Genomic DNA, 24,789 nt, shown 5'->3' with positions numbered 1-24,789 from the left:
GGTCAACCCCATCGAGTGGGCGGGTCGGCTTGTCGGCGGGCCCTTTCCGCTCGTTCAGAGCGAAGAACCGTACGGGTGATCACCTATGAACCAGGCTGCCGTCACCGTCGTTGCTGCTCACAAGGGACCCATCCAGGGTTCATTCGAATGGGGCGACCAGTGCGCAGCACCACCACGCAGGACACAGGGCTTCAGATCCGTCGGCTTCTGGACCACGGATCACGTGCCTTCGCGACCAGCACGATCGTGACGGCGGGGGAAGAGGGACACTCGATCACCACGTACGCGGAGACTGGCCGCAACGCCGCCCGGCTGGCCGGCGCCCTGCGGGCCATCGGGGTGGGGGCGGGGGACAGGGTGGCCACCTTCATGTGGAACAACCAGCGCCATGTGGAGGCGTATCTGGCCGTGCCGGCGATGGGTGCGGTGATCCACCCGCTGAATATCCAGCTCTTTCCGGAGCAGGTCGCATACATCGCCAACCATGCCGAGGACCAGGTCGTCATCGTCGACCACTCCCTCCTGCCCGCCTTCGTGCCGCTGCTGTCCGGGCTCCGGTCGGTGCGACACGTCGTGGTCAACGGCCCAGCCGACCTCTCGGCCCTGGAGGCGGTGGGAGTCCAGCCGCACTCCTACGAGGAGTTGCTCCACGGCGGGTCGGACAGCTACCCATGGCCCGACGTGGACGAACGGTCCGCGGCGGCGATGTGTTACACCTCAGGGCCGTCAGGGCCCTCAGGGTCCACTGGCGAACCCCAGGGCGCTGTTCACAGCCACCGTTCGATCTGCTTGCACGCCATGACGGCTTCCCTCTCGGACGCCCTCGCCCTGTCGCGCCAGGACCTGGTGCTGGCCGTCGTACCCCAGTTCCACGCACTGGCCTGGAGCCTGCCCTACGCCGCGTTTCTGACCGGTGCTTCGCTGGCCATGCCGGACCGTTTTGTCGCACCGGAACCGCTGGCCGCGTTTATGGCGGACGTCCGCCCGACCAAGGGCGTGGGCGTGTCCTCTGTGTGGGGAAGTCTGTTCCGGTACCTGGAAGCCCATCCGGAGATCGACATCTCCTGCGTGAACGAAATCGTGACCGGCGGAGCGGCGGCCCCGGAGTCCATGATCACCGCCTACGCCGAGCGGCACGGGATCACGCTGACCGGGGGCGGGGGTACGACCGGGGCCTCACCTCTCGGCAGTACCGAGTCCGCGCTCCTCGGCAGTGAGGCGGAGTCGATCGACGAGCAGGGGGACGAACTGCCTTGGGACGGCGGGCCGGTGGGCGAACTCCAGGTCGGTGACGCGGAGGACGTCGGACGGATCTCCCCGGAAGACCGTCTCCCCCCGGAAGACCGTCTCTCCCTGGACGACTGTCTCCCCTCGGAGGACCAAGTCCCCCTGAACGACCAAGTCCCCCTGAACGACCGCGTGCAGGACATCATCAAGTGCGGAGACGAGTGGATATCTTCGGTCGAGTTGGAGGACTACCTCACCGAGCATCCCGCCGTTCTCGCGGCATGCGTCATCGCAGTGCCCGACGACAAATGGGGTGAACGGCCCATGGCCTGTGTGGTCTTCGCGGAGGGCCCGGTCGACGCGTCGGAACTGAAGGGCTTCCTGAGCGACCGGGTCACGCGCTGGCAAGTGCCTGAACGCTGGGTTTTCCTTCCTGCCATCGACATGACCCCGACCGGTACGTACGACAAGAGGTCGCTTCGCGAGCAGTACGCCAATGGAACCCTGCCGGTGGTCATGACGTGAGACCCTCACCGCGGTGAACTGGCAGTGTGAGCCCAGGACGCGGGCCGCTGACGATGAGGTGGGAGAAGCGTGTGATCGTCTGGGTGAACGGCGCGTTCGGCAGCGGGAAGAGCACGCTGGTGGATGAACTGCGTCCGCGTTGGCCCGAGGCGCTGGTCTACGACCCGGAGATGGTCGGGTATGTGTTGCGCGAGATCGTCGAGGTACCGACCGGCGACTTCCAGGACCTGAGATTGTGGCGGCGGCAGGTCGCGGAAATGGCCGTGGGTCTGGTGCAGGAGTACCAACGCCCCGTCCTGGTCCCCATGACGCTGGTCAACCCCGGGTATGTCGGCGAGATCTTCGGGGCGCTGAAGGACGCGGGCGTCGTCGCCCACCACTTCTTCCTCAAGGTCTCACCGGAGGTCCTGGTGAGGCGGATCGACGGACGGAGCTTCACCCCCGGTGATCCCGCCAAGGACGAGCGGGTCCGGCAGTGGTGCAAGGACAGGATCGAGCGGTGCACGGCCGCGGTCGACACCCTGCCCGGCGACACCGTGTTCCTGGACGGCGAACTGACCCCGCAGGAACTGGCCGACAGCGTGCTCGCCCGCGTCGGTGCCCGCCCGAAGGGGTAGGCGGAAGAGCCCGCGCGAGCCGTGCTGAGGGCATCGCCCGCAGGCCCGAAGCGCGGGCTCGTCTCACCGTTCGGGTCAGTCGTTGACGCGGAAGCCGAGGACCACGTTGTGGCCGCCGAAGCCGAAGGAGTTGTTGAGGGCGACGACGGGGCCCTCCGGGAGAGGGCGCGGGCTGGCGGAGATCAGGGAGGGGTCGACCTCGTCGTCGAGGTCGGTGACGTTGATGGTCGGGGGCGCCGTCCGGTGGTGCAGGGCCAGCACCGTGGCGACGGTCTCGATACCGCCCGCGCCGCCCAGGAGATGACCGGTCATCGACTTGGTGGCGGATATCGCGACATGACCGATGTCGTCGCCCAACACCTTCTCCAGAGCCTTGAGTTCGGTGATGTCGCCCTGCGGAGTCGACGTGGCGTGCGCATTGAGGTGCGCGATCTCGGCGGGCCTGATGTCGGTCGTGGCCAGCAACTGCTCCAGCGCCGCCGCGACACCGCGGCCCGTCGGCTCCGGCTGGGCGATGTGGTAACTGTCGGCGGACAGCCCCTGCCCGACCGCGTCGCAGTACACCCTCGCGCCCCGGCGGGCGGCATGCTCGGCCGACTCCAGCACCACGATGCCGGCGCCCTCCCCGAGAACGAAGCCGTCACGGCCCTTGTCGTACGGGCGTGAGGCGCCCTGCGGATCGTCGTTCCGTTTCGACATCGCCATCATGTTGCCGAACGCCGCGAGGTTCAGGGGAACGATGACCGCTTCGGTTCCACCCGCGACCACCACATCGGCGCGGCCGGTCCTGATCATGTCGATCGCGTAGCCGATGGCCTCCGAACCGGAAGCGCAGGCGCTGACCAGCGTGTGGACGCCGGCCCGCGCGTCCACCTCCATACCGACATGGGCGGCGGAACTGTTCGGCATGAGCATCGGCACCGTGAGGGGGGACACCTTGCGCGCCCCTCGTTCGTGCAACACGTCGTACTGGTTGAGCAGGGTCGACACGCCACCGACGCCGGTGCCGACGACCGCGCCGACGCGATAGGGGTCGGCGGGGGCCGTGCCGCCGGACGGCACGCCGGATCCGTCAGATCCGTCAGATCCGTCAGATCGGTCAGATTCATTGGATTCATCGAATTCGACGGATGTGCCGGCCTTGCCGGTGAAACCCGCGTCCGCCCATGCCTCCCGTGCCGCTATCAGCGCGAACTGCGCCGCCCGGTCCAGCCGGCGCGCCACATGCGCGGGAAGCACGCCGGAGGGGTCAACGGCGGCGGGCGCGGCGATACGTACGGCCAACTCGGCAGCCCAGTCCTGCTGCAGGACGGTTGCTCCGGAACGGCCGGCGAGCAGCGCTTCCCAGGTCGACGCGGCGTTCCCGCCCAGCGGGGTGGTCGCACCGACACCGGTGACGACAACGGAGCGGAGGGATGAGGTGAGATTCACGGATGCGTTACTCCATGGCTGCGGCCGGCATGACTCTGGTCTGGATGAGAGACGGCAGACACGGTGCAGCCGTTCAGTCACACCGCCCGCCGTGCTTATAACGATCAAAGTCCGTGTGTAGTTCATCGCTGTGCGTCACAAGCCGCAGCTCGGTCCCGGCGGAGTGCCCGCGGACGAGGGCCTCGTCGGTGAAAGCGCCGCTCAGCGACGGTTGTCGACGATTAATTGGAGAGACGTTGAGCAGTAGTGAGCATGCGACTGGACTTCTAGGTGGGCAGTCATCTGCGGCAGCGTGTGCGGTAGGCGCCACGTGAGACAGGAGTACTTCAGATGACCACGAGCTGTCCGGGGGGGCAAGAACGTACCGCTGCGGGGGGTAGTTGGCAGCGGGCATTCGGCCGGCAGGTGTCCGAGCAGGGGACGGCCGCGCCTCCCCGGCCTTCCCGGGCATGGTCCTTCGGCGTGCTGGGCGCGCTGGAAGTCACCGGCCCCGCGGGCCCGGTGGACCTCGGACCGCCGCAACGGCGGGTACTTCTTCTGCGTCTGCTCGCCGAGGACGGCTGGCCGGTATCGGTCGAGCGGCTCTGCGAAGACCTGTGGAACGGACGGCCGCCGAGCGCGGCCCTGTCCTCCTTGCGCGCTCACGTCAGCAGGCTTCGCTCCGCGCTGGGCGACTCCCGGGACGCCGGCACCGGCATGCTCACCCACACCTCGGGGGGCTACGCGCTGCACGCCACGCGCGAGCAGCGCGACGCCGGGCGGTTCGAGGACGCCGTCCAGAACGCGCACGGACTGGTGAGGGAGAAGAAGTGGGCCGAGGCCCGTGCGGAGGTGGAGCAGGCCCTCGCTCTGTGGCGCGGCAGGCCGTACGAGGACGCGGACGGAAAACTCTTCGCGGAGCGCGAGACGAACCGGCTCTCGGAACTTCGATGGTCGGCCAGGGAACTTCAGGCCGGTCTGCTGCTGGAGGACGGCGAGGTCACGCGGTCCATCGCGGTCGCCGAGGAGATCGTCAACAGCAATCCACTCCGCGAGGCTTCCTGGGCCGTACTGCTCCGTGGCCTCTACCTGACAGGACGTGCGGGTGAGGCGCTGCGCCGCTTCGACGACGTCCGCCGCCTGCTCGCGGAGGATCTGGGCACCGACCCGGGGCTGGCACTGCAACGGGTGCACAGGGCGATCCTCCGCCATGACACTCCCGCGCTGCATCCCGCCGCGTCGCTTCCCGCCGCGTCGCTTCCCGCCGCGTCGCTTCCCGCCGCGTCGCATCCCGCCGCGCGGACGAGCGCGCCTGTCGCTCCGGCCCAGGCCCCCGACGTGACGCGCGAGACCCCTCTCCCGGGACGGGCAGCGCTGGCCGGACGCGAGGCCGAACTGTCCCGGCTGACCGAACTGCTGTCCGCCGCACGCGTCGGCCGTACCCGGTGGGCCGTGGTATCGGGAGGAGCGGGTACCGGCAAGACCCGTCTCCTGGAAGTGCTCGGCGCCGAGGCCGAACAGCACGGGTTCAGCGTGCGCTGGGTCCGCCATCCGAAGAAGTCCCAGGCCGTCCGCCTGGCCGGGGGAACCGCGGTCAACAGGACCCTGGGGGGACTTGGCGCGTACGAGGGTGAACTCGGGAATCCGCTGGGGATCGGACAGGACGAGCCGGACGCGAGCGAGGCCGGGGGCAAGCGGCCCGTGCTCTGCCTCATCGACGATGTCCAGGGCGCCACCCCGGCGGTGATGAACGAACTTGCCACGTGTGCCGCGGTGGTACGGGACGCGCCATTGCTGGTCGTGTGCGCTGTCGATGCCGGCGATGAACCCGGCACCGAGGACCTTCTCGCGGTTCTCGCCCGGTGCGAGGCGGAACGCTTCGAACTCCAGCCGCTGACCCTTGAGGACATCGCCGGGGTACTTCGCTCGAACGCTGGTGCTGGTGCTGGTGCTGGTGCCGGTTCCGGTGGCGGTGGCGGGCTCGGTGACGGTGCAGGCGTCGCCGTTGACGATCTGCGGTCGGAAGCGGCCGCGCTGCATCAACTGACGGGCGGCAACGCGTTCTTCCTCGCCGAACTCCTGCGCCTGTCCGCCGGCCACCGGACGGGTCCGGATCACACGATCCCGGCCTCCGTGACGTCAGTCGTCCAGGCCCGGCTGCGGGCCCTCGCTCCCGAGGTGCGGCGGCTTCTGGAGATCGCCGCCGTCACCGGGGACGAGCTGGACGTGCCGGTGCTGGCGGCGATGGCCTCGCTCCCGAGGGAGGCCGTACTCTCCGGCCTGGACGTCGCCGCCGAGTCCGGGCTTGTGGTGTGGTCCGCGGGCGGTACGCCACGGTCGTCCGGCGCGTACCGCTTCTCCTGCGGGCTGGTCCGGGCGGTGCTGGACGCGGGCCTGAGCCGTGCGCGCAGCTGCGAGTTGCACGCGGCGGCGTATCAGGAGCTGGTTGCCCGCCCCGGCAGCAGTGTCGAATGCGTCGCCGAGCATGCCGTCGCCGCCGGGCCGCTCGTCGACGAGCACGATCTCTCCCACGCCGCCCTGAGAGCCGGATACGCGTGCCTCGAACGGAACGAGGTGGACAAGGCCGGTGAGTGGCTCTCCCGTGCCCTCGCGAGCCGTGCGGACGCGGAACGGGCACCGGACAGCGGGAGAGAAGCGGTGCTGCGCGTGGCCGTCGGGGCGGAGCCGGGCGGGGCCGCTGCCGGCCGGAAGAACGTGGTCCACCTGCCGGTACGGCACGCCTGAGAGCCTCGTCCCCGGCCCTTCCCGGCCCGTCTCCGGCCCTTCCCCGTCACTCCACTGGGCCAGGTCGCCAGGTCGCCAGGTCAGGTCACTTCACGTGGGTCACTTCAATGCGGCCGGGCGCATCTCCCGTACGGCGCATGGTGATGTCGAAGAGGATCCTTGCCGCTCCGGGGCTGAGGGTGGCCGACTGTTTCGGAGCGAGCGTCTGGTCCTTCCCTTGCTCCCGGACACCCTGCCGGGGCCCGCTGATGGCGGTGACGTACACGACGGAGTATCCGGTGTTGCGCACGGTCACCGCGCTGGTCCGCGCGCACCGGACGCTGGTGGCGTCCGTCCGGCAGACATGGCGGAGATCCCCGAACCCGTAGGTCCCGCAGGAGAGTTCCAGCTCGGACGTGAGCGTGGAGAGACAGACTCGGCCGGTCGCGACCCTGACAGGACTGCCTTCGCCCGGTTCGTCGGCATGGGGCAACGCGATGGTGGCTCCCAGCGCGAGTGCGCAGGCAGGGAGCCGGCGCACCGCGCGGGACGGCGGCAGAAGCCGTCGGCGTCCTCCTTCGGGGAGAGTCGCCGCGGACGATCCGGGCTCGCCCGGTCCGGGAACCGCCCCGTCAGCCATGGGTGCGTACCGCCCGTCCCGTGGTGACGTCGGCGGTGCCGTACATCGCGTCGATGACGCCGCGGTACTCGGCCTCCGCCTCGGCACGCCTGACCCTCTGGCCCGAGGTGAGCGTCCCGTTGCGGACGGTGAACGTGTCGGACAGGATGCGGAAGTCCTGGATGGCCTCGGATCCGGGAACGGTGGCGTTCGCCCGGTCCACGGCGCGCTGTATCTCCTGCCGGATGACGTGCGTACGCACCAGATCCGAGCGTTCGAGCCGGGTGAACGAGAAGAGGTGCTCGACAACCTGCCAGTCGAGGGTGATGAGGGCCGTGAGATAGGGGCGCCCCTGACCGACCAGGAGACACTGGGCGATGAAGGCGTGGGCGCGCACACGCTCTTCGAGCGGTTCGGGGGAGACGCGCACAGCACCACTCGTCACGATGACCGTCTTCTTGCGGCCGGTGATGTAGAGATAGCCGTCTCCGTCCGAGCGGCCCAGATCGCCGGTACGCAGCCAGCCGTCCTCGCGGGCGCCCGGCTCCGGCGAGGAATCGACCAGGCTTCCGGGGGAAATCTGCGGGCCCCGCAGCATGATCTCGCCGTCCTGCGCGATGCGAATGTCGACGCCGTCGATCGCCTGCCCGACGGTGCCGAATTTGATACGGCCCGGCGGGTTGCACGTAATACCGGCGGAGGACTCGGTGAGACCGTATCCCTCGTGTACGGCGATTCCCGACCCGAAGAAGAACAGGCCGATGTCCCGCCGAAGGGATGAGCCCCCGGATATGGAGTTGCGCACCCGGCCACCGAACGACCGACGGATCTTTCGGTAGACCAGGAGATCGTAGAAGGCGCGGCGCAGTCGAAGTCGGGCGGAGGGGCGCGGGCCGTCGCCGAAGATGTGCCCCTCGTGTGCGAGGGCGTATTCTCTGGCGGTCCTCACCGCCCGCAGGAAGGATTTTTCTCGATTCCGCTCGGCGGCGGCCAGTTGAGCCGCGTGAAAAATGCCCTCGTAAAACTCGGGAACCGCGAGCAGAAGCGTGGGCCGGAACGACCGCAGGTCGTCCAGCAGGGTCGACGGCTTCATCGACGAACTGTGGGCCAGTTGTACTCCATGCCTGACCGCGCAGATCTGGGCCGTGCGTCCGTACACCTGGGAAAGGGGGAGGGAGAGGAGCGTCGACGCCGTCCGGCCCCTCGGTGACGCCCGGATGGTTGCCTGGGTGTGATGCATGAAGGCATCCGCCTGCGCTGCCAGGTTTCCATGGGTGATCAGGCATTCTTTGGGTGCGCCGGTCGTCCCGGCGGTGTACACGATCGTGGCCGGGGTGTTCGGCCCGACCGAGTCGCGTCGCTCCTCCACCTGCCGGGCGTCCACCCGTCGGCCCTCGTGCACGAGCAGGTCGACGATTCCCTTGTCGAGTTGCCAGATGTCACGGAGCGCCGGAAGGAGATGCGTTTCCGCGTCGACCTTTTCCTTGTGCTCTTCATTCTCGATGACGCACGCCACAGCCCGGGTCTCGGAAAGCGCCCGTTCGATCTGTTCGGAGGAGGACGTGTGGTGCAGCGGTACGGGTATGGCGCCGATGGTCCACAGCGCGTAGTCGAAAAGGGTCCACTCGTAGCGGTTCGCCGACAGAATCCCCACCCTGTCCCCGGTGGCGATGTCACGGGCCAGGAGCCCTCGGGACAAATCCATCACCGCTTCCGCGAACTGTCCCGCCGTCATATCGATCCAGCGGTCACCCACTCTTCGCGACAACTGAACGAATCCGGGCCGTTGGGCCGCTCTGTCGAACACGGCGTCGGAGAGCCCGCCGCCCGTGCGCCCGGCGATGACAGCCGCGGAATGTGATTGCATACGCCCTCATGGTTCCCGGATACGAACAGAAGTGAATTGCCATGGCCCGCCTGGGCCTGCACAAGGCACTACGGGCACTCTCCGCCTCCGGTTCGCTCCAGGCCACGAAGACTGCGAACCGTGACGGCCCGGTCGTCGCGGCAGAGGGTGGGCGGGCCCGCCTCCGCCGCGACAACCGGCCGGGAAATCACCTGACGGCGACGGCGACGGTGACGGTGACGGTCGACGCGTCGGCACCGGAGCGGCACCGACGCGTCGGCGCGGTACTACGGCTTGAATATCCGGTCCAGCGCGGCGAATGCCATGACGAGCTGGCCGGTGCTGTTGGGGTGCGCGGACAGGGTGTTCGCGGCAGGCGTCAGGGACTCGATCCACCGACGGTCGCGGGGCCGGCACATGTCGTGGCCAACCGTCGCCGAGTAGGTGTCCGCGAAGGACATGCCCGCGCCGCCCGCCGCCGCCTGGCGCTGCAACGCCCGGTTCAGCTTCTTCGTCGTGTCCCGCAGGAAGGCGAAGTCACCCTTGGCGAAGGGGACTTCCGCGCAGCCGACCCCGTTGTCGGGGAAGACCGCGGGGTAACCGACGACGACCACCTTGGCGTCCGGGCTGCGTCGCCTGACGTCGGCGAGCACACCGCGGATGCGCCCCTCCATGGTGTTGATGCGCTCGCCCAGGACGTCCTTGCCGCCCGCCGTGAAGTACCCCTTGCAGGGGCTGCCGTTCCGATCGGACGAGGCGACGGTCGCGCAGGTGGTGAGCACGTTGACGAAGCCGACGTCATTGCCGCCCAAGGTCAGCGTGACGAGCTTCGTGTGGGGAGTGAGGGCGTTGGCCTGGGGAGGCGCGTCGCCCTGGTGGTTCCAGATACTGCGGGTGGTGGCACCGCTGCAAGTGACGTCCTTGAAGGCGCGGTTCAGCCCCGCCACCGCTTGGGACCGGGCGACCAGGCTGGCGTAGCTCCCGGTCGTACGGTCGCAGGCCTTGTCCTTCACTCCGGCAAGTCCGGCCCCGGAGGCGTAGGAGTCGCCGAGCGCCACGTAGTTGGGTCCGTCGCCGGCGGCCGTCGCGGTCGACGTGGTCGATGCGCCCAGCGTGAGCAGAGCCGCCGAGGTGACCGCGATTCCCGTGACCGCACGGCGCTTCCGTGACCGCCTGCCGGTGGGTTGCTTCATCCTGAAATGTGCCACAACGCCTCTGGTTTCTCGTGAAAATGGATGGATGCGGCGAGATGATCCTCTGGCCGCCGCGTGCCGAAGAGCCACGGCCGGATGCCGGTCGGTAGGAGACGGACACGGCTCGGCCGGTGTCTCGCGGAGCGGGCGGCCCACTCGTCGGCGGGCCGCGGACGCTTTCGGCTGGCTCAACGAGGAGCCTGGCGTGCCGGTTCACTGTGCGTCAGATTTCGCCGCACCGGCGCTCGACGAGCCACGCGGTGACGGGGCTGCCCCGCCCGGCGCCCGCCCCCCTGCCGCTCCCGCGACAATCCGATGACAAGCTGCGGGCAAGCCCTTTCTACGAACGTAGGTATGTCACGCGAGGCGTGGACACGCGATATGCACCATTTCTCATACAAGGACTCCATGCCATGAGGCGCATCATGGATGCCGTCGGCGCTTCCACCGAGCCCCCCACATCACTTCCGGCATCGGCGAGCGAGGGCGCCGACCGCGAGGCATTCGTCCGTGAACTGTACGAACAGCACGGCGCGGATCTGCTGCGGTACGCGGCCCGGCTTCTCGGAGGCGACTGGCACCAGGCGGAGGACGTCGTCCAGGAGGCCGCCGCGAGGGCGTTGAACCACCTGGACATCCTGCGGGACGCGGACGCGGCCCGCCCCTGGCTGTTCACCGTCGTACGCAACCTGGTGATCGATCACCACCGGTCGCGGCAGATACGCCCGACGGAGGTGCCCGCGACGGAACGGCCGGAGACCCCGACCGCCGATCACATAGACCGGATGCTCACCTCACAGGTGGTGCGGAACGCCCTGCGCGAACTGAGCGCGCAGCACGAGGAAGTCATCCGGCTGATGCACTACTCCAGATACAGCGTGGCCGATGCCGCGGAACACCTGGGCGTACCTCCGGGCACGGTGAAATCCCGTTCCTACTACGCGATCAGAGCCCTCAAGGCTGCCCTGAGAACCCGCGGCGTCCTGGACGGCACGGTCTGACGAACCGGCCTCGGCCGGCGTCCCGTATCGCGCGTACCTCCGTGTCCCGCGCGTGCCCCACCGCGGGTCCCCGACCGGCAACGCGGGCGGGGACCCGCGGGGGCACACCCGATCGCTCACCCGATGACCACGACAACCGGTGTTCGCTCCCGGCCGTTACGACAACCGGTGTTCGCCACCGGCCGTTCCGAATATCTCCTGGCGCCACAGTGCGTCACAGACGCGGTCGACTCCGCCGCCCAGATGCCTGCGGTACGTACCGAACGGCAGCCCCAGCCGCGCCGCGGCCGATTCCTGCGTGGTCGCGGCACCGACATAGGTCGCCGCCACCGCGCGCCGGTACTTCTCGCCGCCCAGTTCCTCTGCCAGTGCTTCTACGGCCTCGATCAGCACGTCCCGCAGCACCGCCCCGTGTTCGACGACCAGTCTGCTGCGGGCCAGCGGGTTCACCCTGAGTTTCTCCGGGTCCCGCAGCGTGCGCAGCGCGTCGCGCACGGCGGCGTCGAATTCGGGCCGCGACAGTACGGTCAGTTCGGGGGGTGCGCCCAAGGTCATCGCTTCATCGCGAGCGCTGGACACGCGCGACGCGCCGGGCACGTTCGTCAGCACGACACGGCTCATCCGTTCCGCCCACATCGAGAGCGGCTGCGCCCGCCAGTCGTAGGCGAACAGCATGTACGCGACGTCCCCGACCCGAGGCCGATCGGCGACCGGGACGCAGCCGAAGTTCGTGAAGTAGTCGTGCCAGAACTCCACGGCCCGGATGGCTATGTACGACCAGCCCAGTCGCGGCCCGGCGCGGGCGATCTCGGCCACGGCCCGCCACTGGTGGAGGTCCTCGATCGGCGAGACCTTCGGGTAGTTCCCCCCGGTCACATGGAATCGGGACACTGCCAGGTACTCACCGTCCCGCAGTACGGCGGTGCTGCGGGCGTGTTTCCAGGCCGTCGCGACCACGGGGTCGACGTCTTCGCCGTACGGCTCGGTCAATCGCAGCCAGGCGGAGAACCCGAGGATCTCACCGCTCCGCGTGGACCGGTACACCCGGAAGGCCTCCGGCTGCCGGTCCAGCCAGAACTGGGCCAGGCCGGCCGACTCCGGCCCTTCCACCCTGGCGGTCAGTTCGACCACCGAGGCGCGATCCGCCCGATCGCAGGGGTGCACCACCACCTCGCCGTCACGCCAGCTCGTGACGCCTGATATGTAGCGGTTGGTGCGGTACAGGTAGAGGAACTCGCCCACGGCACGCAGCATCCCGCTCTCCGGCACCGTCCGTATCCGGTCGAACAGGTGACGGCGGAGCCGGCCGTGCAGGTCCGCGTACCCCTCGGGGTCACGCCAGCGCAGGTCCGCCTCCAGCGCCCCGCGGACCACGTCGTGCGGGAACAGGCCGTGCCTGGCCGACTCGACGAAGGGCAGTTCGCGCAGCCAGGCGAACGTCGGCCCCGCGGCGTCTCCGAGCACGGTACGCAGCAGTGCCTCCGTGGTCACATGCGCGTGGGCGCACACTTCCAGCGCCCGCCGGTGCGTCGGGGAGGGCACCTCACCCGTCAGCTGCGGCAGCAGCGTCTCGATCACGTTCTGGGTCGGCTCCCAGCCCGCGGGACTCTCCTCGTCCTGGATCGCCACCGTGGCCGCGAGCGCGAGACCGAGGGGATGGCCGCCGGTGAAGGCCAGCAGTGCGCCATGCGTCCGCTCCGGCACCCCGCGCGCGTGCAGGAAGTCGGCGGCCTCACCCGGGGTGAGGTTGCGCAGTGACATGGTCCGCATCACACTCGCCCAGCCGGGATCGGAGGTCCACTCGGCGTCCGGTGCCAGGCGCCCCGCGATGACGACCAGCGCCCCGGCCGGCAGGTCGGTCAGGAACCTGTCCCGCAGCCAGCCTTCGAGCCCTTGGCAGCGCTCGAAGGTGTCGATGAGCAGGACGGCCCGCTCGCCGGTGAGTACCGCACCGGCCTCCTCGGCGAAGGCCTCGGGCGTGGGCTCGGTCATCCGCCCGTCGACCTCCAGCACGTCACGTCCGGCCGCCCGCGCCTCGGCGGCGAAGCGGCGCATCAGCATCGACTTGCCGATACCGCCGGGTCCATGCAGGTAGAGCACGGCAAGGTCCAGAGCGTCACCGGACAACGCGGAGCGAAAGACGTCCAGTTCGCCCGCACGGCCGACGAAGACACGGTCTCGTGCCGCCTGCACCCGAGCCCCTATCCAGCCGGCCCCGCCGCTACTCATAGAGGACCTTTCGCTTCGTTACGGATCAACGGATCATGTACCGCGCGGAGGACACACACGCCCGGACCGCCCTACGGTCGCGCATTGTTGCATGGGGCCATTTCATGCCTACGCGACAACACAATGAGCCCTTGAGCGGGTGAGTTCACCCCGGCGCGCGGTGCGCCGACCTGCTCCGAACCGGCGGCCGCTCATGCACTGTTCGGCAATGCCGCGCAAGCACCGCTCCATAAGAATGCTTATGGAAAGTGGGATGCCGGCGGATGATCGGTGATGGATTCTGGTGTTGCCCCCACAGCCGCCCCGCAAGGGGCGGCGGCACGCGGCCCACCGCGTGACAAGTCCCGCTACCCCTAGCGACAAGGCCAGGCATACCCATGTCCAAGATCCTGATGGTCATCTCCGCCGCCACCAGCCTGAAGCTGGCCGACGGCTCCACCCACCCCACCGGCTACTGGGCCGAGGAGGTCGCAGCCTCGCACCAGGTGCTCAAGGCCGCCGGCGCGGACGTGGACATCGCCACCCCGGCCGGTGCCCGCCCCACGGTCGACGCCCTCAGCCTCAGTGAGCAGGGCGGCGTCTCCGAGGCCGACGCCGCGGAGTTCCGGACCTACCTCGCCGGCATCGCCGATGAACTCGCCACGCCGCTCGCCCTGTCGGACGTCAACGTCGGCGACTACGACGCGATCTACATCCCCGGCGGCCACGCCCCGATGGCGGACCTCGCCCAGGACGCCGACCTCGGCCGCCTGCTGAACGCGGCCAACGCGCGGGGCACGACGGTCGCCGCCCTCTGCCATGGCGGCGCCGCCCTGCTCAGCGCCACCACGGAGGACGGCGGCTTCACCTTCGCCGGCCGGAACCTGACCGCCTTCACCGACGAGGAGGAGAACCAGGGCGGGCTCGGCGAGAACTCGCCCTTCTTCGTCGAGGACCGGCTGCGGGAGAAGGGCGCGGTGCTGCGGACCGGCGCGGCCTGGAGCAACACCGTCGTCGTGGACGGCAACCTGATCACCGGCCAGAACCCGCAGTCGAGCACCGGCACGGCCGAGGCCGTCCTGAAGGCGCTCGCCAACTGAACCCAGGGGTCGCGCCAGTTGGGAAGCGGGGAGCCGGGGGAGCGGGGAGCGAGGGGGAGCGGGCAGGAGTGGGTGAGACCCGCCCGCTCCCACTTGCTCCTGTCCACTCCCACCGCATCCCGCCCGCTCCCGGCACACGCACTCTCCCAGCGGCGGGCTCCCTACACTGAGCTGCCGTGCCGCACGTACCGTGCACCGGTGCCCCTGGGCCACTGACGGAAGACGGAAGGAAGGGCGCGTGCCGAGCCTGGACCTGCTGGCGACATTTCTGGAGATCTACCGGACAGGGTCCCTCTCCGCCGCCGCTCAGCGGCTGGGCGTGACCCAGCCCGCCGTCACCGGTCAGCTCGCCCGGCTGGAGGAGCAGATCGGTGAGCAACTGTTCGTCCGCTCCCGCCACGGAGCCGCACCCACCCCACGCGCCGCCGCCCTCGCGGCCCGGGTGAGCCCGCACGTGGACGGACTCCGGGAAGCTGTCGGCTCGACGACGAACGAACCGCCACTGCGTGGCACGGTGCGGATCGGCGGCGCGGCAGAGGCCATGACCGTTCGGGTCCTGCCCGCGCTCGCCCCGCTCACCGGCCGCGGGCTGGTCCTCCGCGTGACGCTCGGCCTGGCCCAGGACCTGCTCGTCGAGCTGGACGAAGGCCGTCTCGACCTGGTCGTGTCCGCCGTCCGCCCCACCCAACGGGCGCTCCTGGCCGTACCCCTCGTGGACGAGGAGTTCCTGCTCGTCGGCCCGCCGTCCGGTGTCCACACCGTGGACGCCGAGCGGCTCCGTACCGCCCCGGCGGAGGCACTCGCCGCACTGCCGCTCGTCGCCTACGCGGAGGAGCTGCCCATCGTGCGCCGCTACTGGCGAAGCGAGTTCGGCCACCGTCCCACCAACCCCGTCGCCCTCCTCGTGGCGGACCTCCGAGCGGTCCTGGCCGCGGTCGAGGCGGGTGCGGGTATCTCCGTTCTGCCGCGCTATCTTGCCGAGCCGTCACTGGCCGCGGGCCGCGTCGTGCAGCTCCACCACCCCGAGGTCCCGCCGCTCAACACCCTCTACGTCGCCACCCGACGCGGCACACCGGTCAACCCCGCACTCACCGTCGTACGCGACCGGCTCATCGAGGCGGCAGCCGAATGGGGCGGACTCTGAGCCGCGAGCCCTCCAGGTTCAAGTCCAGGCCGAGGCACAGCGGTTGTCTCCGTGAAATATCCGACAGAGCTACGATTCGCGGATGCCCGATCAGTTGTACGACGCCGCGAGCCGCCGATGCGCCTTCGAGGAACTGGATCCTCAGTCGCGGAACGCGATGCTGGCCGAGGCGGAGACCCAACTGCTCGGAGACATCGCCGAGTTCGCGATCGGCTGCGTGGAAACCCACAGCGTGCCTCGCCGCCGCCCCGGCGTCTTCACACGCCTGCTCAGCGGCGGCGGTGAGTCGAGTGTCTGCTCGGAAAGCGGGCACGAGCCGGGCCGGAAACAGGCGATGTCTGGAGAGCGTCGGGCTCGTGGCCTGCGTTGGTGTCGTGCGGCGTTCGCCCCCGCTCATCCATGCTGACCAGTCGGTTTGCCGTGGGGATGTGAAGCACCGCATACCGACGCGCCGTTGAATCCCCGCTAAAGATCCGACGTGTGAGACGTAGGCTGTTTCGGCCATACACAGTTCGGTTGTGAGGGGCTCATGAACCTGGGGGACGGCGGCTCGTTCGGTGACCTTGTGGTCGCGGCGCGGGACCGGGCCTTTGTCGGGCGGGTCGTGGAGCGGGCCCTGTTCCGGTCCGCGCTGACGGGCGAACCCGGCGGTTCATCCGTTTTCTATCTGTACGGTCCCGGCGGGATCGGCAAATCCGCGTTGCTGAGGCGGTTCGCCCTCGAGTCGCGCGAGGCCGGGCGGCTGGTGGTCGAGGTGGACGGCCGGACGGTTCCCGCGACGCCGGAGGACTTCGAGCAGGCCGCGGGAAAGGCGATCGGCGAGCCGGGAGCGGTGCTCCTGATCGACACCTTCGAGCACTGCCAGGGCCTGGAAGACTGGTTGTGGCAGCACTTCCTGCCGCGGCTTCCGGTCGGCACGGTCGCCGTGATCGCCGGACGCGCGGCCCCCGACTCGCACTGGGTCGCGGACCCCGGCTGGGCCGACCTGTTGCGGGTGATCCCGCTGCGTGACCTGGCCCGGGACGACGCCGCGTCGTTCCTCCAGATACGCGGTGTTCCCGCCGAAGCGCATCAAACGCTGCTGTCCTTCACCGGAGGCAATCCGCTGGCCCTGTCCCTGGCGGCGGCGGTCGCCGTGCGGCAGGACGCGGACGGGACAACCCGGGCGACCCACTGGTCACCCGGCCAGGATGTGATCTCGACGCTGCTGTCCCAACTCGTGGGCGAGCCACCGAGCCAGGCACACCGCACGGCGCTGGAGGTGTGCGCCCTGGCCGATGTCACCTCCGAGGCCCTGCTGCGGGCGGTGATGGGCCCGCGTGCCGCCGAACTCTTCGGCTGGTTGCGCACCCAGCCCTTCATCGAATCCACCGCCGCCGGGATCTTTCCGCACGATGTGGTGCGCGAGGTGCTGGCAGCCGATCTCCACTGGCGTGACCCGGACGGATTCGACGCGCTCCGCCGACGGATGCACCAGTATCTGCTCGGCCGGGTCCGCGAAGTGCCCCCCGCGCAGGTGCTCCAGGCGATGTACTCCCTGGTGTACCTTCTGCGGTCCTCCGACCTCATGTCCGAGGCCATCGTGTGGAATTGCGAGGGCGTGGTGCGGGAAATGCGCTGTGCCCCCGCCGACGAGAGCCGCGTCGTGGAGCTGGTGAAGGAGGCGGAGGGACCCGAGTCCGCCGCGATCGCCCGCTACTGGCTGGATCGGCAGCCCGAGGCGTTCAGTGTCTATCGCTTGAGCCGGACCGACGAGATCGTCGCCTGTTCGGCCTGGCTGCGGCTCGGCGAGCGGGAGGGAGAGGGGGCGGACGTCGATCCGGTGGTGGCCGCCGCATGGGCCCACGCGCGCGTCGGCAGGCCACTGCGAGCGGGCGAGCACATGGGCATCGGGCGGTTCTACGTGGATCCGCAGGCGTACCAACGGCCGTCGCCTTCACTGAACCTGATGCAGTGGCGCGTGGGGGCGGAGTTCATCCGGGCCGAACGGATGGCCTGGTCGTTCGTCGTGATGCGGGACGACGGATTCTGGGACACCTACCTTGCGCGCTCCGACATGATGCCGGTCGATGCCCGACTCGTCGTCGATGACTATGGATACCGCCTGTTCGCCCACGACTGGAGCGACCAGTCCGGCTCGGGGTTCGTGATGGAGAAGTACGAATCCGTGCAGGAGAACGCGACCGCCATCACGCCTCCGGGCCCGGCTTCGCAGGAGCTCGGGGAACATGTCACGCTGTCCCGGCCGGAGTTCGACGCCGCCGTACGGGACGCTCTGCGCGCGATGTGGTGGCCCGCCGAGCTCGCGACGAACCCCCTCAGCCGCAGCCGCCTGGTCGTGGAGAACGGCCCGGGCCTCCAGGACGTCCTGCTGAGTGCCATCGAGTCGCTGGTGGGCGAGCGTGGCGGGGAGAAGCGCCATCAGGTCGTCTCGACCACGTACAGCAAGGCCGGCCCCACCCAGGAGTCGGTGGCCAGGGGGCTCGGAATGTCCTTCAGCACCTACCGTCGGCATCTGACGGCCGCCGTGCAACGCATCAGCGAACTGTTGTGGAGTCATGCGCTGAGCGGAGAACCCGTCAACGTCAACCGGGACCGGCCGACCGGCTCGTGACGAAGACGTCCCTTGACCGCGACCGAGCAGCCAAGGGACGTCCGCCGTGTATCTGCCGGCAGCGCCTACGAGTGATCGTTCACCCTGATGAAGCTGGTGCGACCCCACTGATGGCTGGTGGTGAGTGACATGCCGCACTCCTCCGCGCGGCGGGCCAGGCGTGCCATACGGGCCTGCAGGGCGCGTCGGCTGAGCGGACTCCGCGCATCACCGAGCAGGAGGCAGAGGTCATGGCAACACCATGGATGCCTTGAGGCTTGGACGAGCTCCAGAAGGATCTGTTGAGAGCTCTGCCTCAGGTTCAAGGTGAGTTTGAGGCGTTCGTGGGCGTCGTCCGTGGCATGGAACGGGGGAAGCACGGTCAGCCAGCGACGCTCGGCGGCTATTCGGCTGGCCAGCTCCTTGGGAGGCGTACTACGAGGCAGTACGTTCGCGGCGCCGCCCCGCAGAAGAGTGACCGAGTCGGTGCCGTCCGGTACCAGGACAACGACCGCGGCCAGTCTGCCCAGTACGTGAACCCTCTGCGCCAGTTCCGGGACCAGACCGATGTCCGGCACATCCAGGATTGCCAGGGGGCGTGGTCGGCGCAGCAGGGAAAGGTAGGAGCTGATCGATCCCCACGGCTGAGGAAACGTCGGCAGGACGTGCTGGCTTCTCATGTCACGCAGCAGTGCCACTGTTCCGCTGCGCTGCATCGAGAAGACCGCGTCGACCGAGCCGGACAAGCCTGAGTCGGCCGTCCCGGAAGCTGTCGGCCCGTAAAGAGTCTGCTGAAAGAGCATTACGGAAACCCGGGGTAGTGCGGATGATGAATACCAGCTAAGGGCAACCCGCTGGCCGCCCACAGCCAAGGCGCTGCTCAACAACTGCTCAATAGTATTCATGATCAACAATTGGACGCGTTGCGTGATGGCGTACTCACGCTCGGGATGTCAATGGTGGAGAAGTTGCGGAATCGGCCAACTCTCAAAGGGCTGGTTTCCGGAATCGCCGATGCTACGCCGATGGCGGACGCGTTCAGTCCTGGCGGATCGTGATCGTCGTCCAGAGGCCGACGTGTACGCGGTCACCGTCCTTCAACTGCACCGGCACGTAGGGGGTGATGGGGTCCTCCGTGCCGTTCACCGTCGTGCCGTTGGTGGAGCCCTTGTCGATGAGGGACCAGGTGGAGTCGGGTTGCTGGATGAGCATGGCGTGTTCGTGGGAGACGCCGGGGTCTTCCGGGGAACCGGCGAGGTCGATGTCCGGGGTCTCGCCGGTGGACTGGCGGCGACGGCCGATGGTGACCAGGACCTGGGTGAGGGGGACGTGGAGGTCGGCGAAGTAGCCGGGGAAGGAGAATCCCAGGCCCTCGGGACCGCCGTTGGCCATCATCTCGGTGAAGTAGCCACGGTCGGCGCTGACGGTGACGGTCCAGGTCGGCGCCGCCGCGGGAACTCCCGCGCCGGTCGGAGCCTGCGACGGCTGTGACGGCGATAGCGGTGACTGCGGTGACTGCGGTGACTGCGACGGCGGTGACTGCGACGGTGGCGACTGCGAGAGCGGTGACTGCGACGGCCGCGACTGCGACGGCGGTGACTTGGGGGCGGAGACCATGCCGGAGCGAGTGACGAAGTTGTAGCGGCACCCCTCGCAGAACTGGGCGAGGCCGTCGCGGGGCGCGCCGCAGTAGGGGCAGGGCTCGGCGGCGGAGAGCGCCGCGTGCCGCTCCGGGGCGGGGGAGGGGCGCGGTGCGGAGGACATGCGGTGGCCGCACACCTCGCACCAGTCGTCGGTCGCGGACTGGTGACCCTTCGGGCAACTCGGCATGGTGCTCTTTCTCTCTGCCCCTGTGAGCGTGGCGTGCGCTATCTCTGGACGCGCACGGTTTTCGTCGAGCGTGTTTCCAGTGTCATCTCGTCCGCGTTGGCCACCCTGGCCTTCAGCCGCACGGTCCCGCTCGCGGCGTCGACGACATCCACCACCTTGGCCAGCAGCTTCGCGGTGTCGTCGTTGCCGGAGGAGTCTGCCAGTTGGACGGCACGGCCCAGTTGGGCGGTCGCGGACGCGAAGTCGCCCTGCCTGCGGGCTTCCAGGCCCTGCTGGATGGCCTCGGCGAGTTCGGCCTGCCCGGTGTAGTGGGCGACCTGGGGGTTGATGCGGGTGGAGGCGGCCATGTCGTCGGTCCAGAGGGCTCGTACGAAGCCTTGGGAGACCACCTGCGTCGTATGGTCCGGCTGGGGGACCACGAGGGAGATCCGGGTGGCCGGCATCTCCTCGCCGACCTCCGCGCGGGGGAGCCGGACGCGGACGTGGTAGTCGCGGGACTCGTCACCCCAGGAACCGGTGGGGTAGTCGTTGGCGCGGGGGCCGGCTTCGCTGCGGCGGAGGGTCAGGTCCTCGACCGTGGGGGCGACCTGCTTGACCCACTTGATCTCGGAGCCCTGAGGGGTCCAGACACGCAGCGCCACATCGGCGACACCCTTGCCCATCACACTCTCCGTCATCTGCCGGAAGCCGTCGGCCAGTCCGGCTGGGTCGGCGACGATGTCCACGGAACCGAGCAGCGCCGAGGCTATCCCGGTGACTTCCTTGACCTCCCAGTCGGTGCCGACGCCTCGGGCGTCACAGATGAAACGTCCGGCGCAGGCGTCAAGTACGGCCCACAGCTCGCCGGGAGCCTCGTGCTCAGTGCGGCCGTCCCTGAGCAGGATGCCATGGCGTATCGGGACGTCGGCCGTCGCGAGCGGCTGGTCGGCGAGCCGCAGCCAGCCGCCGATCGAGGTGCCGCCGCCCGCGGTGAGTTGCGCACGGCCTGCTTGGCCTCGTGGCGGGCGGTGGAATCGGCCACGGCCAGCCCGCCGTCGGCGGCGTAGAACGGCCATCGCTTGCGTTCCTTGGCCCGCTCTGCGAGTCATGCGGGTCAGCGTGCTGCCCGCCCGGCAGGCGCCGGGAACGGTAGGGCAGCGACAGTTGAGTGGTGGTAGGCGTCGGGGGGTGCCCCTACGGGTTGACGAAACCCATAGGGGCACCCCGGCCCTCCAGGGGGAGTTGGCCCCCTTCGGACGAGCCGACGATGAGCTGGCGACAGGATTTCCTGAATTCAGGATTGCGTGTACCGTCGTCGTATGTTGACTCTTGCCTCCGAGATCGAGGTGCTGTCCCGCTTCGGCCGCGCCCTCGCCGACCCGATCCGCTGCCGTCTGCTGCTCGCACTGCGCGAGGCGCCGGCCCATCCCTCCGACCTGGCGGAGGAGTTGGGTATCTCCCGCACCCGGCTCTCCAACCACCTGGCGTGCCTGCGCGACTGCGGACTCGCCGTCGCCGTGCCGGTCGGCCGCCGTACGCGTTACGAACTCGCCGATCCGCGCCTCGGCCACGCGCTGGGTGACCTGCGGACGGCAGTGCTGGCGGTGGAGAGCGACCGTACCTGCCCGGACGCGGACGACAAGGGCTGCTGCTGATGAGCGCCGGGATGTCCCTGGGCGCGGTGGGGCCTTCCTCGTCCCGCCGGGACGCCCTCGCCCGGCGGATACGCGTGCTGGTCGGGGTGACCATCGCCTACAACGTCGTCGAAGCGGGCATCGCCCTGGCCGCTGGAACCGCGGCGTCCTCCGGCGCGCTGATCGGCTTCGGCCTCGACTCGGTGATCGAGGTGTCCTCCGCGACCGCCGTCGCCTGGCAGTTCTCCGCGTCCGACCATGCGGCCCGCGAGGCCCGTGAGCGGCGGACGCTGCGGATCATCGCGGTCTCGTTCTTCGCCCTGGCGGCCTACGTCACCGCGCAGTCCGTACACGCCTTCGCCGGGGGCGGCGACGCGGACCGCTCGTACGTCGGTATCGCCCTGGCCGCCGTCTCGCTCGCGGTGATGCCGTTCCTGTCCGCCGCCCAGCGCCGGGCCGGGCGCGAACTGGGATCGGCAACGGCCGTCGCCGACTCCAAACAGACCTTGCTGTGCACCTACTTGTCGGCGGTACTGCTGGTCGGTCTGGTCGCCAACGCGACGCTCGGCTGGTCGTGGGCCGACCCGGTCGCCGCCCTGGTGATCGCGGCCGTCGCGGTCAAGGAGGGCCGCGACGCCTGGCAGGGCAAGGGCTGCTGTGCGCCGACCTCCGCCGCCCTGCTGCCGGTTGAGGCCAAGGCCGACCCGTGTGGGTGTCGGTCCGGCTGCGACTGCTGCGCGTGATTCCGCGTCCCGCGCGGATGTCCGGACCGGGTGCGGAGAGGGCTTCGGCCGGGTACCAAGTGCTTCGGTCGGGTGCCGAGTGCTTCGGCCGGGTGGCGAGTGCTTCGGTCGGGTGGCGAGTGCTTCGGTCGGGTGCCGAGGGTTTCGGCCGGGTGTCGAGTGCTGCGGTCGCGGTCCGGTTCAGCCGACGTGTACCCGTGGTCGCCGTGCGCGGTCCGGCTCGGCCTCGCGGAGGACCTCTCGGGTGACGGGGGCGACTTCGCCCTGGCCGAAGAGGAAGAAGCGCAGGAAGTTGGTGAAGGGGTTGCCCTCGGTCCATTCGAAGTAGATGTGCGGTATGCAGCCGGTGGTGTCCCGTACGTGCAGGACGAGGGCGGCCAGGGCGTTGGGGACGGAGGACGACTCCAGGGTGAGGACGCGGTAGCGGCCGTGGAGGACCTCTCCGCGTACGGTCAGGCCCGCCTCGAATTCCGACGGGTCCAGGACCGTGACCTCGACGAAGACGAAGTCCTCTTGGGCGGGGACGTCGTTGTCCGCGCGGATCTGCTCGACCTTTTCGCGGTACTCGGTGAGGTCGCGGTTGTCGGGCTCGTTCGCGATGAAGCGGATCCGGCGGCTGGCGATGTCACGTACGAAGCGCGCGGCCATGTCGTCCATGGTCACGCTGGTGACGCGCAGCTCGAAGGCACGGGCGAGGCGCGAGAGGAGGGAGACGAGGATGATGCCCGCGATGAAGCAGGCGCCGATCTTCACGCCGTCCGGACGCTCGATGACATTCGCGACGGTGACATAGAGGAAGACCGCCGAGATCACGGCGAAGGCGATGGTCCAGTTGCGCTGACCGGCCTTCCGCGCGGCGATGGTCACGGCGATGGCGGCCGAACTGATCAGCACCAGAACGCCGGTCGCGTACGCACCGCCCTGGGCGTCGACGTCCGCGTCGAAGATCCACGTGACCAGGAACCCGACCAGGGTGAAGACGATCACCATCGGGCGGACGGCGCGCGCCCAGTGCGGGGCCATGCCGTAGCGGGGCAGATAGCGGGGCATCAGGTTGAGCAGCCCGGCCATGGCGGAGGCGCCGGCGAACCACAGGATCGCGATGGTGGACACGTCGTAGACCGTGCCGAAGGCGTTGCCCAGGTACTCGTGCGCCAGATACGCGAGCGCGCGGCCGTTGGCCTCGCCGCCCGACTCGAACTCCTTCTCCGGGATGAGCAGCGTGGTGATGAAGCTGGTGGCGATCAGGAACACGCTCATGATGAGCGCGGCCGTGGTCAGCAGCTTCTTCGTGCCGCGGATACGGCCCTTGGGGTTCTCCTCGGTGTCGCCGGGGCCGCCCTCGACGTGCGGCATGACCGCCACGCCGGTCTCGAAGCCGGACAGGCCGAGCGCCAGCTTCGGGAAGACCAGTAGCGCCACCCCCACCATGGCAAAAACGTTTCCGTGCTCGGCGGTCAGGGCGGTGGACCAGTCGCTGATCACATGACCCTCGGTGGCCACGTGCCAGAGCCCGGTCATCACGACCACGACGTTGAGCGCCAGATAGAGGCCCACCAGCGCCACGGCGACACCGATCGCCTCCAGGAAGCCCTTGAGGAAGACCGCGCCGAGGAGCGCGATGAGCACCAGCGTGATCAGCAATTGCCTGTCGTGCAGCGCGTCGGCCAGATGAGGGTTCTCCACCAGGTGGGTGGAGGCGTCGGCGGCCGACAGGGTGATGGTGATCAGGAAGTCGGTGGCGGCGAAACCGAGCAGGGTCAGAACGAACAGCTTGCCCTTCCAGAAGGTCAGCAGCCGCTCCAGCATGGCGATCGAGCCCTCGCCGTGGGGGCTCTCCTCGGCGACCCGCCGGTACACCGGGAGCGCACCCGCCAGCGTGACGACGACCAGCACGATGGTGGCCACGGGCGACAGCAGCCCGGCGGCGAGAGCCGCGATACCCGGCTGGTAACCGAGCGTGGAGAAGTAGTCGACGCCGGTCAGGCACATCACCCGCCACCAGCGCTGTCCCTTGTGCACGGGCTCCGGCGCGGCGGGCCGCGGTGCCGCCTGCCGGCCCTTGCCCATGTCGGACAGCCCCTCCAGCATCCAGGCGCGCAGGCGACTGGGAGGAGAGTGTTCGGTGGTGGCCATCGGCGTGCTCCTGATGTCCGGCTCAGCATGCGGTTTCCGGCCATCACGCGGACGGCGGTGCCAGCGTATGCAGAGAGTGACGCACAGGCCCACGGATGAGGCCGCCGTAGGCGTCAAGCTTCCGTTAAGAGGGACGGCGCGGCCGTCCGAGGGGCAACAAGAAGACGACGTCTTGGCTTCGGGGACGTGGCGAGGGCTGTTCGAGGGGCGTCAACGGGTCGCGGGTCGTGGGTCGGGCACGGGTCGGGCGCGCGCACCCA

The 24,789-nt window shown here is 69.3% G+C and carries 18 protein-coding genes and 1 pseudogene; 10 read left to right on the top strand and 9 right to left on the bottom strand.

Annotation, left to right across the window (positions count from 1 at the left end; translation table 11 throughout):
- Nucleotides 1-159 precede the first annotated feature (159 nt).
- Nucleotides 160-1,752 carry an AMP-binding protein gene (locus OHA11_RS08560; protein ID WP_266493695.1) on the top strand — a complete coding sequence of 531 codons (1,593 nt, stop codon included), beginning with the start codon at nt 160-162 and terminating at the stop codon, nt 1,750-1,752.
- A 71-nt stretch (nt 1,753-1,823) separates the two neighbouring features.
- Complete coding sequence (locus tag OHA11_RS08555; protein WP_266493692.1) at nt 1,824-2,369, top strand: AAA family ATPase; 546 nt, start codon at nt 1,824-1,826, stop codon at nt 2,367-2,369.
- Nucleotides 2,370-2,444: 75 nt separating this feature from the next.
- Here OHA11_RS08555 and OHA11_RS08550 read toward each other — a convergent pair whose 3' ends face one another.
- A complete protein-coding gene (locus OHA11_RS08550; protein WP_266493690.1) occupies nt 2,445-3,800 on the bottom strand; it encodes a beta-ketoacyl synthase in 1,356 nt (451 codons plus the stop codon).
- A 405-nt stretch (nt 3,801-4,205) separates the two neighbouring features.
- On the opposite strand from OHA11_RS08550, the gene OHA11_RS08545 reads away from it, so the two are divergent.
- Complete coding sequence (locus tag OHA11_RS08545; RefSeq protein WP_266493687.1) at nt 4,206-6,524, top strand: BTAD domain-containing putative transcriptional regulator; 2,319 nt, start codon at nt 4,206-4,208, stop codon at nt 6,522-6,524.
- Between the two features lie 85 nt (nt 6,525-6,609).
- Here OHA11_RS08545 and OHA11_RS08540 read toward each other — a convergent pair whose 3' ends face one another.
- The 3 genes from OHA11_RS08540 to OHA11_RS08530 form a co-directional block, all read right to left on the bottom strand.
- Nucleotides 6,610-7,143, bottom strand: a complete 534-nt coding sequence (locus OHA11_RS08540; protein ID WP_266493685.1) for a hypothetical protein — start codon at nt 7,141-7,143, stop codon at nt 6,610-6,612.
- Nucleotides 7,136-8,989, bottom strand: coding sequence for a long-chain fatty acid--CoA ligase (locus tag OHA11_RS08535; RefSeq protein WP_266493683.1), 1,854 nt, complete (start codon nt 8,987-8,989; stop codon nt 7,136-7,138). Before OHA11_RS08535 ends, OHA11_RS08540 begins: the two co-directional genes overlap by 8 nt.
- A gap of 266 nt (nt 8,990-9,255) precedes the next feature.
- A complete protein-coding gene (locus OHA11_RS08530) occupies nt 9,256-10,161 on the bottom strand; it encodes an SGNH/GDSL hydrolase family protein (protein ID WP_266493680.1) in 906 nt (301 codons plus the stop codon).
- Between the two features lie 413 nt (nt 10,162-10,574).
- Here OHA11_RS08530 and OHA11_RS08525 point away from each other — a divergent pair, with 413 nt between their 5' ends.
- On the top strand, nt 10,575-11,162 hold the full coding sequence (locus OHA11_RS08525) for a sigma-70 family RNA polymerase sigma factor (protein WP_266493677.1): 588 nt from the start codon (nt 10,575-10,577) through the stop codon (nt 11,160-11,162).
- Between the two features lie 156 nt (nt 11,163-11,318).
- Here the strand turns inward: OHA11_RS08525 and OHA11_RS08520 are convergent, their stop codons facing one another.
- Complete coding sequence (locus tag OHA11_RS08520; RefSeq protein ID WP_266493675.1) at nt 11,319-13,355, bottom strand: ATP-binding protein; 2,037 nt, start codon at nt 13,353-13,355, stop codon at nt 11,319-11,321.
- Between the two features lie 413 nt (nt 13,356-13,768).
- On the opposite strand from OHA11_RS08520, the gene OHA11_RS08515 reads away from it, so the two are divergent.
- The 4 genes from OHA11_RS08515 (at nt 13,769) to OHA11_RS08500 (ending at nt 18,228) form a co-directional block, all read left to right on the top strand.
- A complete protein-coding gene (locus OHA11_RS08515) occupies nt 13,769-14,470 on the top strand; it encodes a type 1 glutamine amidotransferase domain-containing protein (protein ID WP_266493672.1) in 702 nt (233 codons plus the stop codon).
- Between the two features lie 238 nt (nt 14,471-14,708).
- Nucleotides 14,709-15,614, top strand: a complete 906-nt coding sequence (locus OHA11_RS08510) for a LysR family transcriptional regulator (RefSeq protein WP_266493670.1) — start codon at nt 14,709-14,711, stop codon at nt 15,612-15,614.
- Nucleotides 15,615-15,696: 82 nt separating this feature from the next.
- Entirely contained in the window at nt 15,697-16,020 is a 324-nt protein-coding gene (locus OHA11_RS08505; protein ID WP_266493668.1) for a hypothetical protein, read from the top strand.
- A 123-nt stretch (nt 16,021-16,143) separates the two neighbouring features.
- Nucleotides 16,144-18,228, top strand: a complete 2,085-nt coding sequence (locus OHA11_RS08500; protein WP_266493667.1) for an ATP-binding protein — start codon at nt 16,144-16,146, stop codon at nt 18,226-18,228.
- A gap of 65 nt (nt 18,229-18,293) precedes the next feature.
- On the opposite strand, the gene OHA11_RS08495 is transcribed toward OHA11_RS08500, so the two are convergent.
- The 3 genes and pseudogenes from OHA11_RS08495 to OHA11_RS08485 form a co-directional block, all read right to left on the bottom strand.
- Complete coding sequence (locus OHA11_RS08495) at nt 18,294-18,887, bottom strand: hypothetical protein (protein ID WP_266493665.1); 594 nt, start codon at nt 18,885-18,887, stop codon at nt 18,294-18,296.
- A 358-nt stretch (nt 18,888-19,245) separates the two neighbouring features.
- The gene (locus tag OHA11_RS08490; RefSeq protein WP_266493662.1) at nt 19,246-20,037 is read right to left on the bottom strand and encodes an FHA domain-containing protein; all 792 of its coding nucleotides are present in this window, start codon (nt 20,035-20,037) and stop codon (nt 19,246-19,248) included.
- 38 nt (nt 20,038-20,075) lie between these two features.
- A pseudogene (locus OHA11_RS08485) lies at nt 20,076-21,070 on the bottom strand (hypothetical protein); the annotation flags it as partial.
- Nucleotides 21,071-21,335: 265 nt separating this feature from the next.
- On the opposite strand from OHA11_RS08485, the gene OHA11_RS08480 reads away from it, so the two are divergent.
- A complete protein-coding gene (locus tag OHA11_RS08480; RefSeq protein WP_266493659.1) occupies nt 21,336-21,671 on the top strand; it encodes a helix-turn-helix transcriptional regulator in 336 nt (111 codons plus the stop codon).
- Nucleotides 21,671-22,393: a cation transporter gene (locus tag OHA11_RS08475; RefSeq protein ID WP_266493657.1), complete on the top strand. Its 723-nt coding sequence runs from the start codon at nt 21,671-21,673 to the stop codon at nt 22,391-22,393. Before OHA11_RS08480 ends, OHA11_RS08475 begins: the two co-directional genes overlap by 1 nt.
- A 180-nt stretch (nt 22,394-22,573) precedes the next feature.
- On the opposite strand, the gene OHA11_RS08470 is transcribed toward OHA11_RS08475, so the two are convergent.
- Nucleotides 22,574-24,529: an amino acid transporter gene (locus tag OHA11_RS08470; RefSeq protein ID WP_266493656.1), complete on the bottom strand. Its 1,956-nt coding sequence runs from the start codon at nt 24,527-24,529 to the stop codon at nt 22,574-22,576.
- Nucleotides 24,530-24,789: the final 260 nt, after the last annotated feature.

The sequence above is a fragment of the Streptomyces sp. NBC_00878 genome, from assembly GCF_026341515.1.
Classification (GTDB): Bacteria; Actinomycetota; Actinomycetes; order Streptomycetales; family Streptomycetaceae; genus Streptomyces.
The sequence above is the reverse complement of the archived record's forward strand: the minus strand, read 5'-3'. Positions and strand labels throughout refer to the sequence as shown.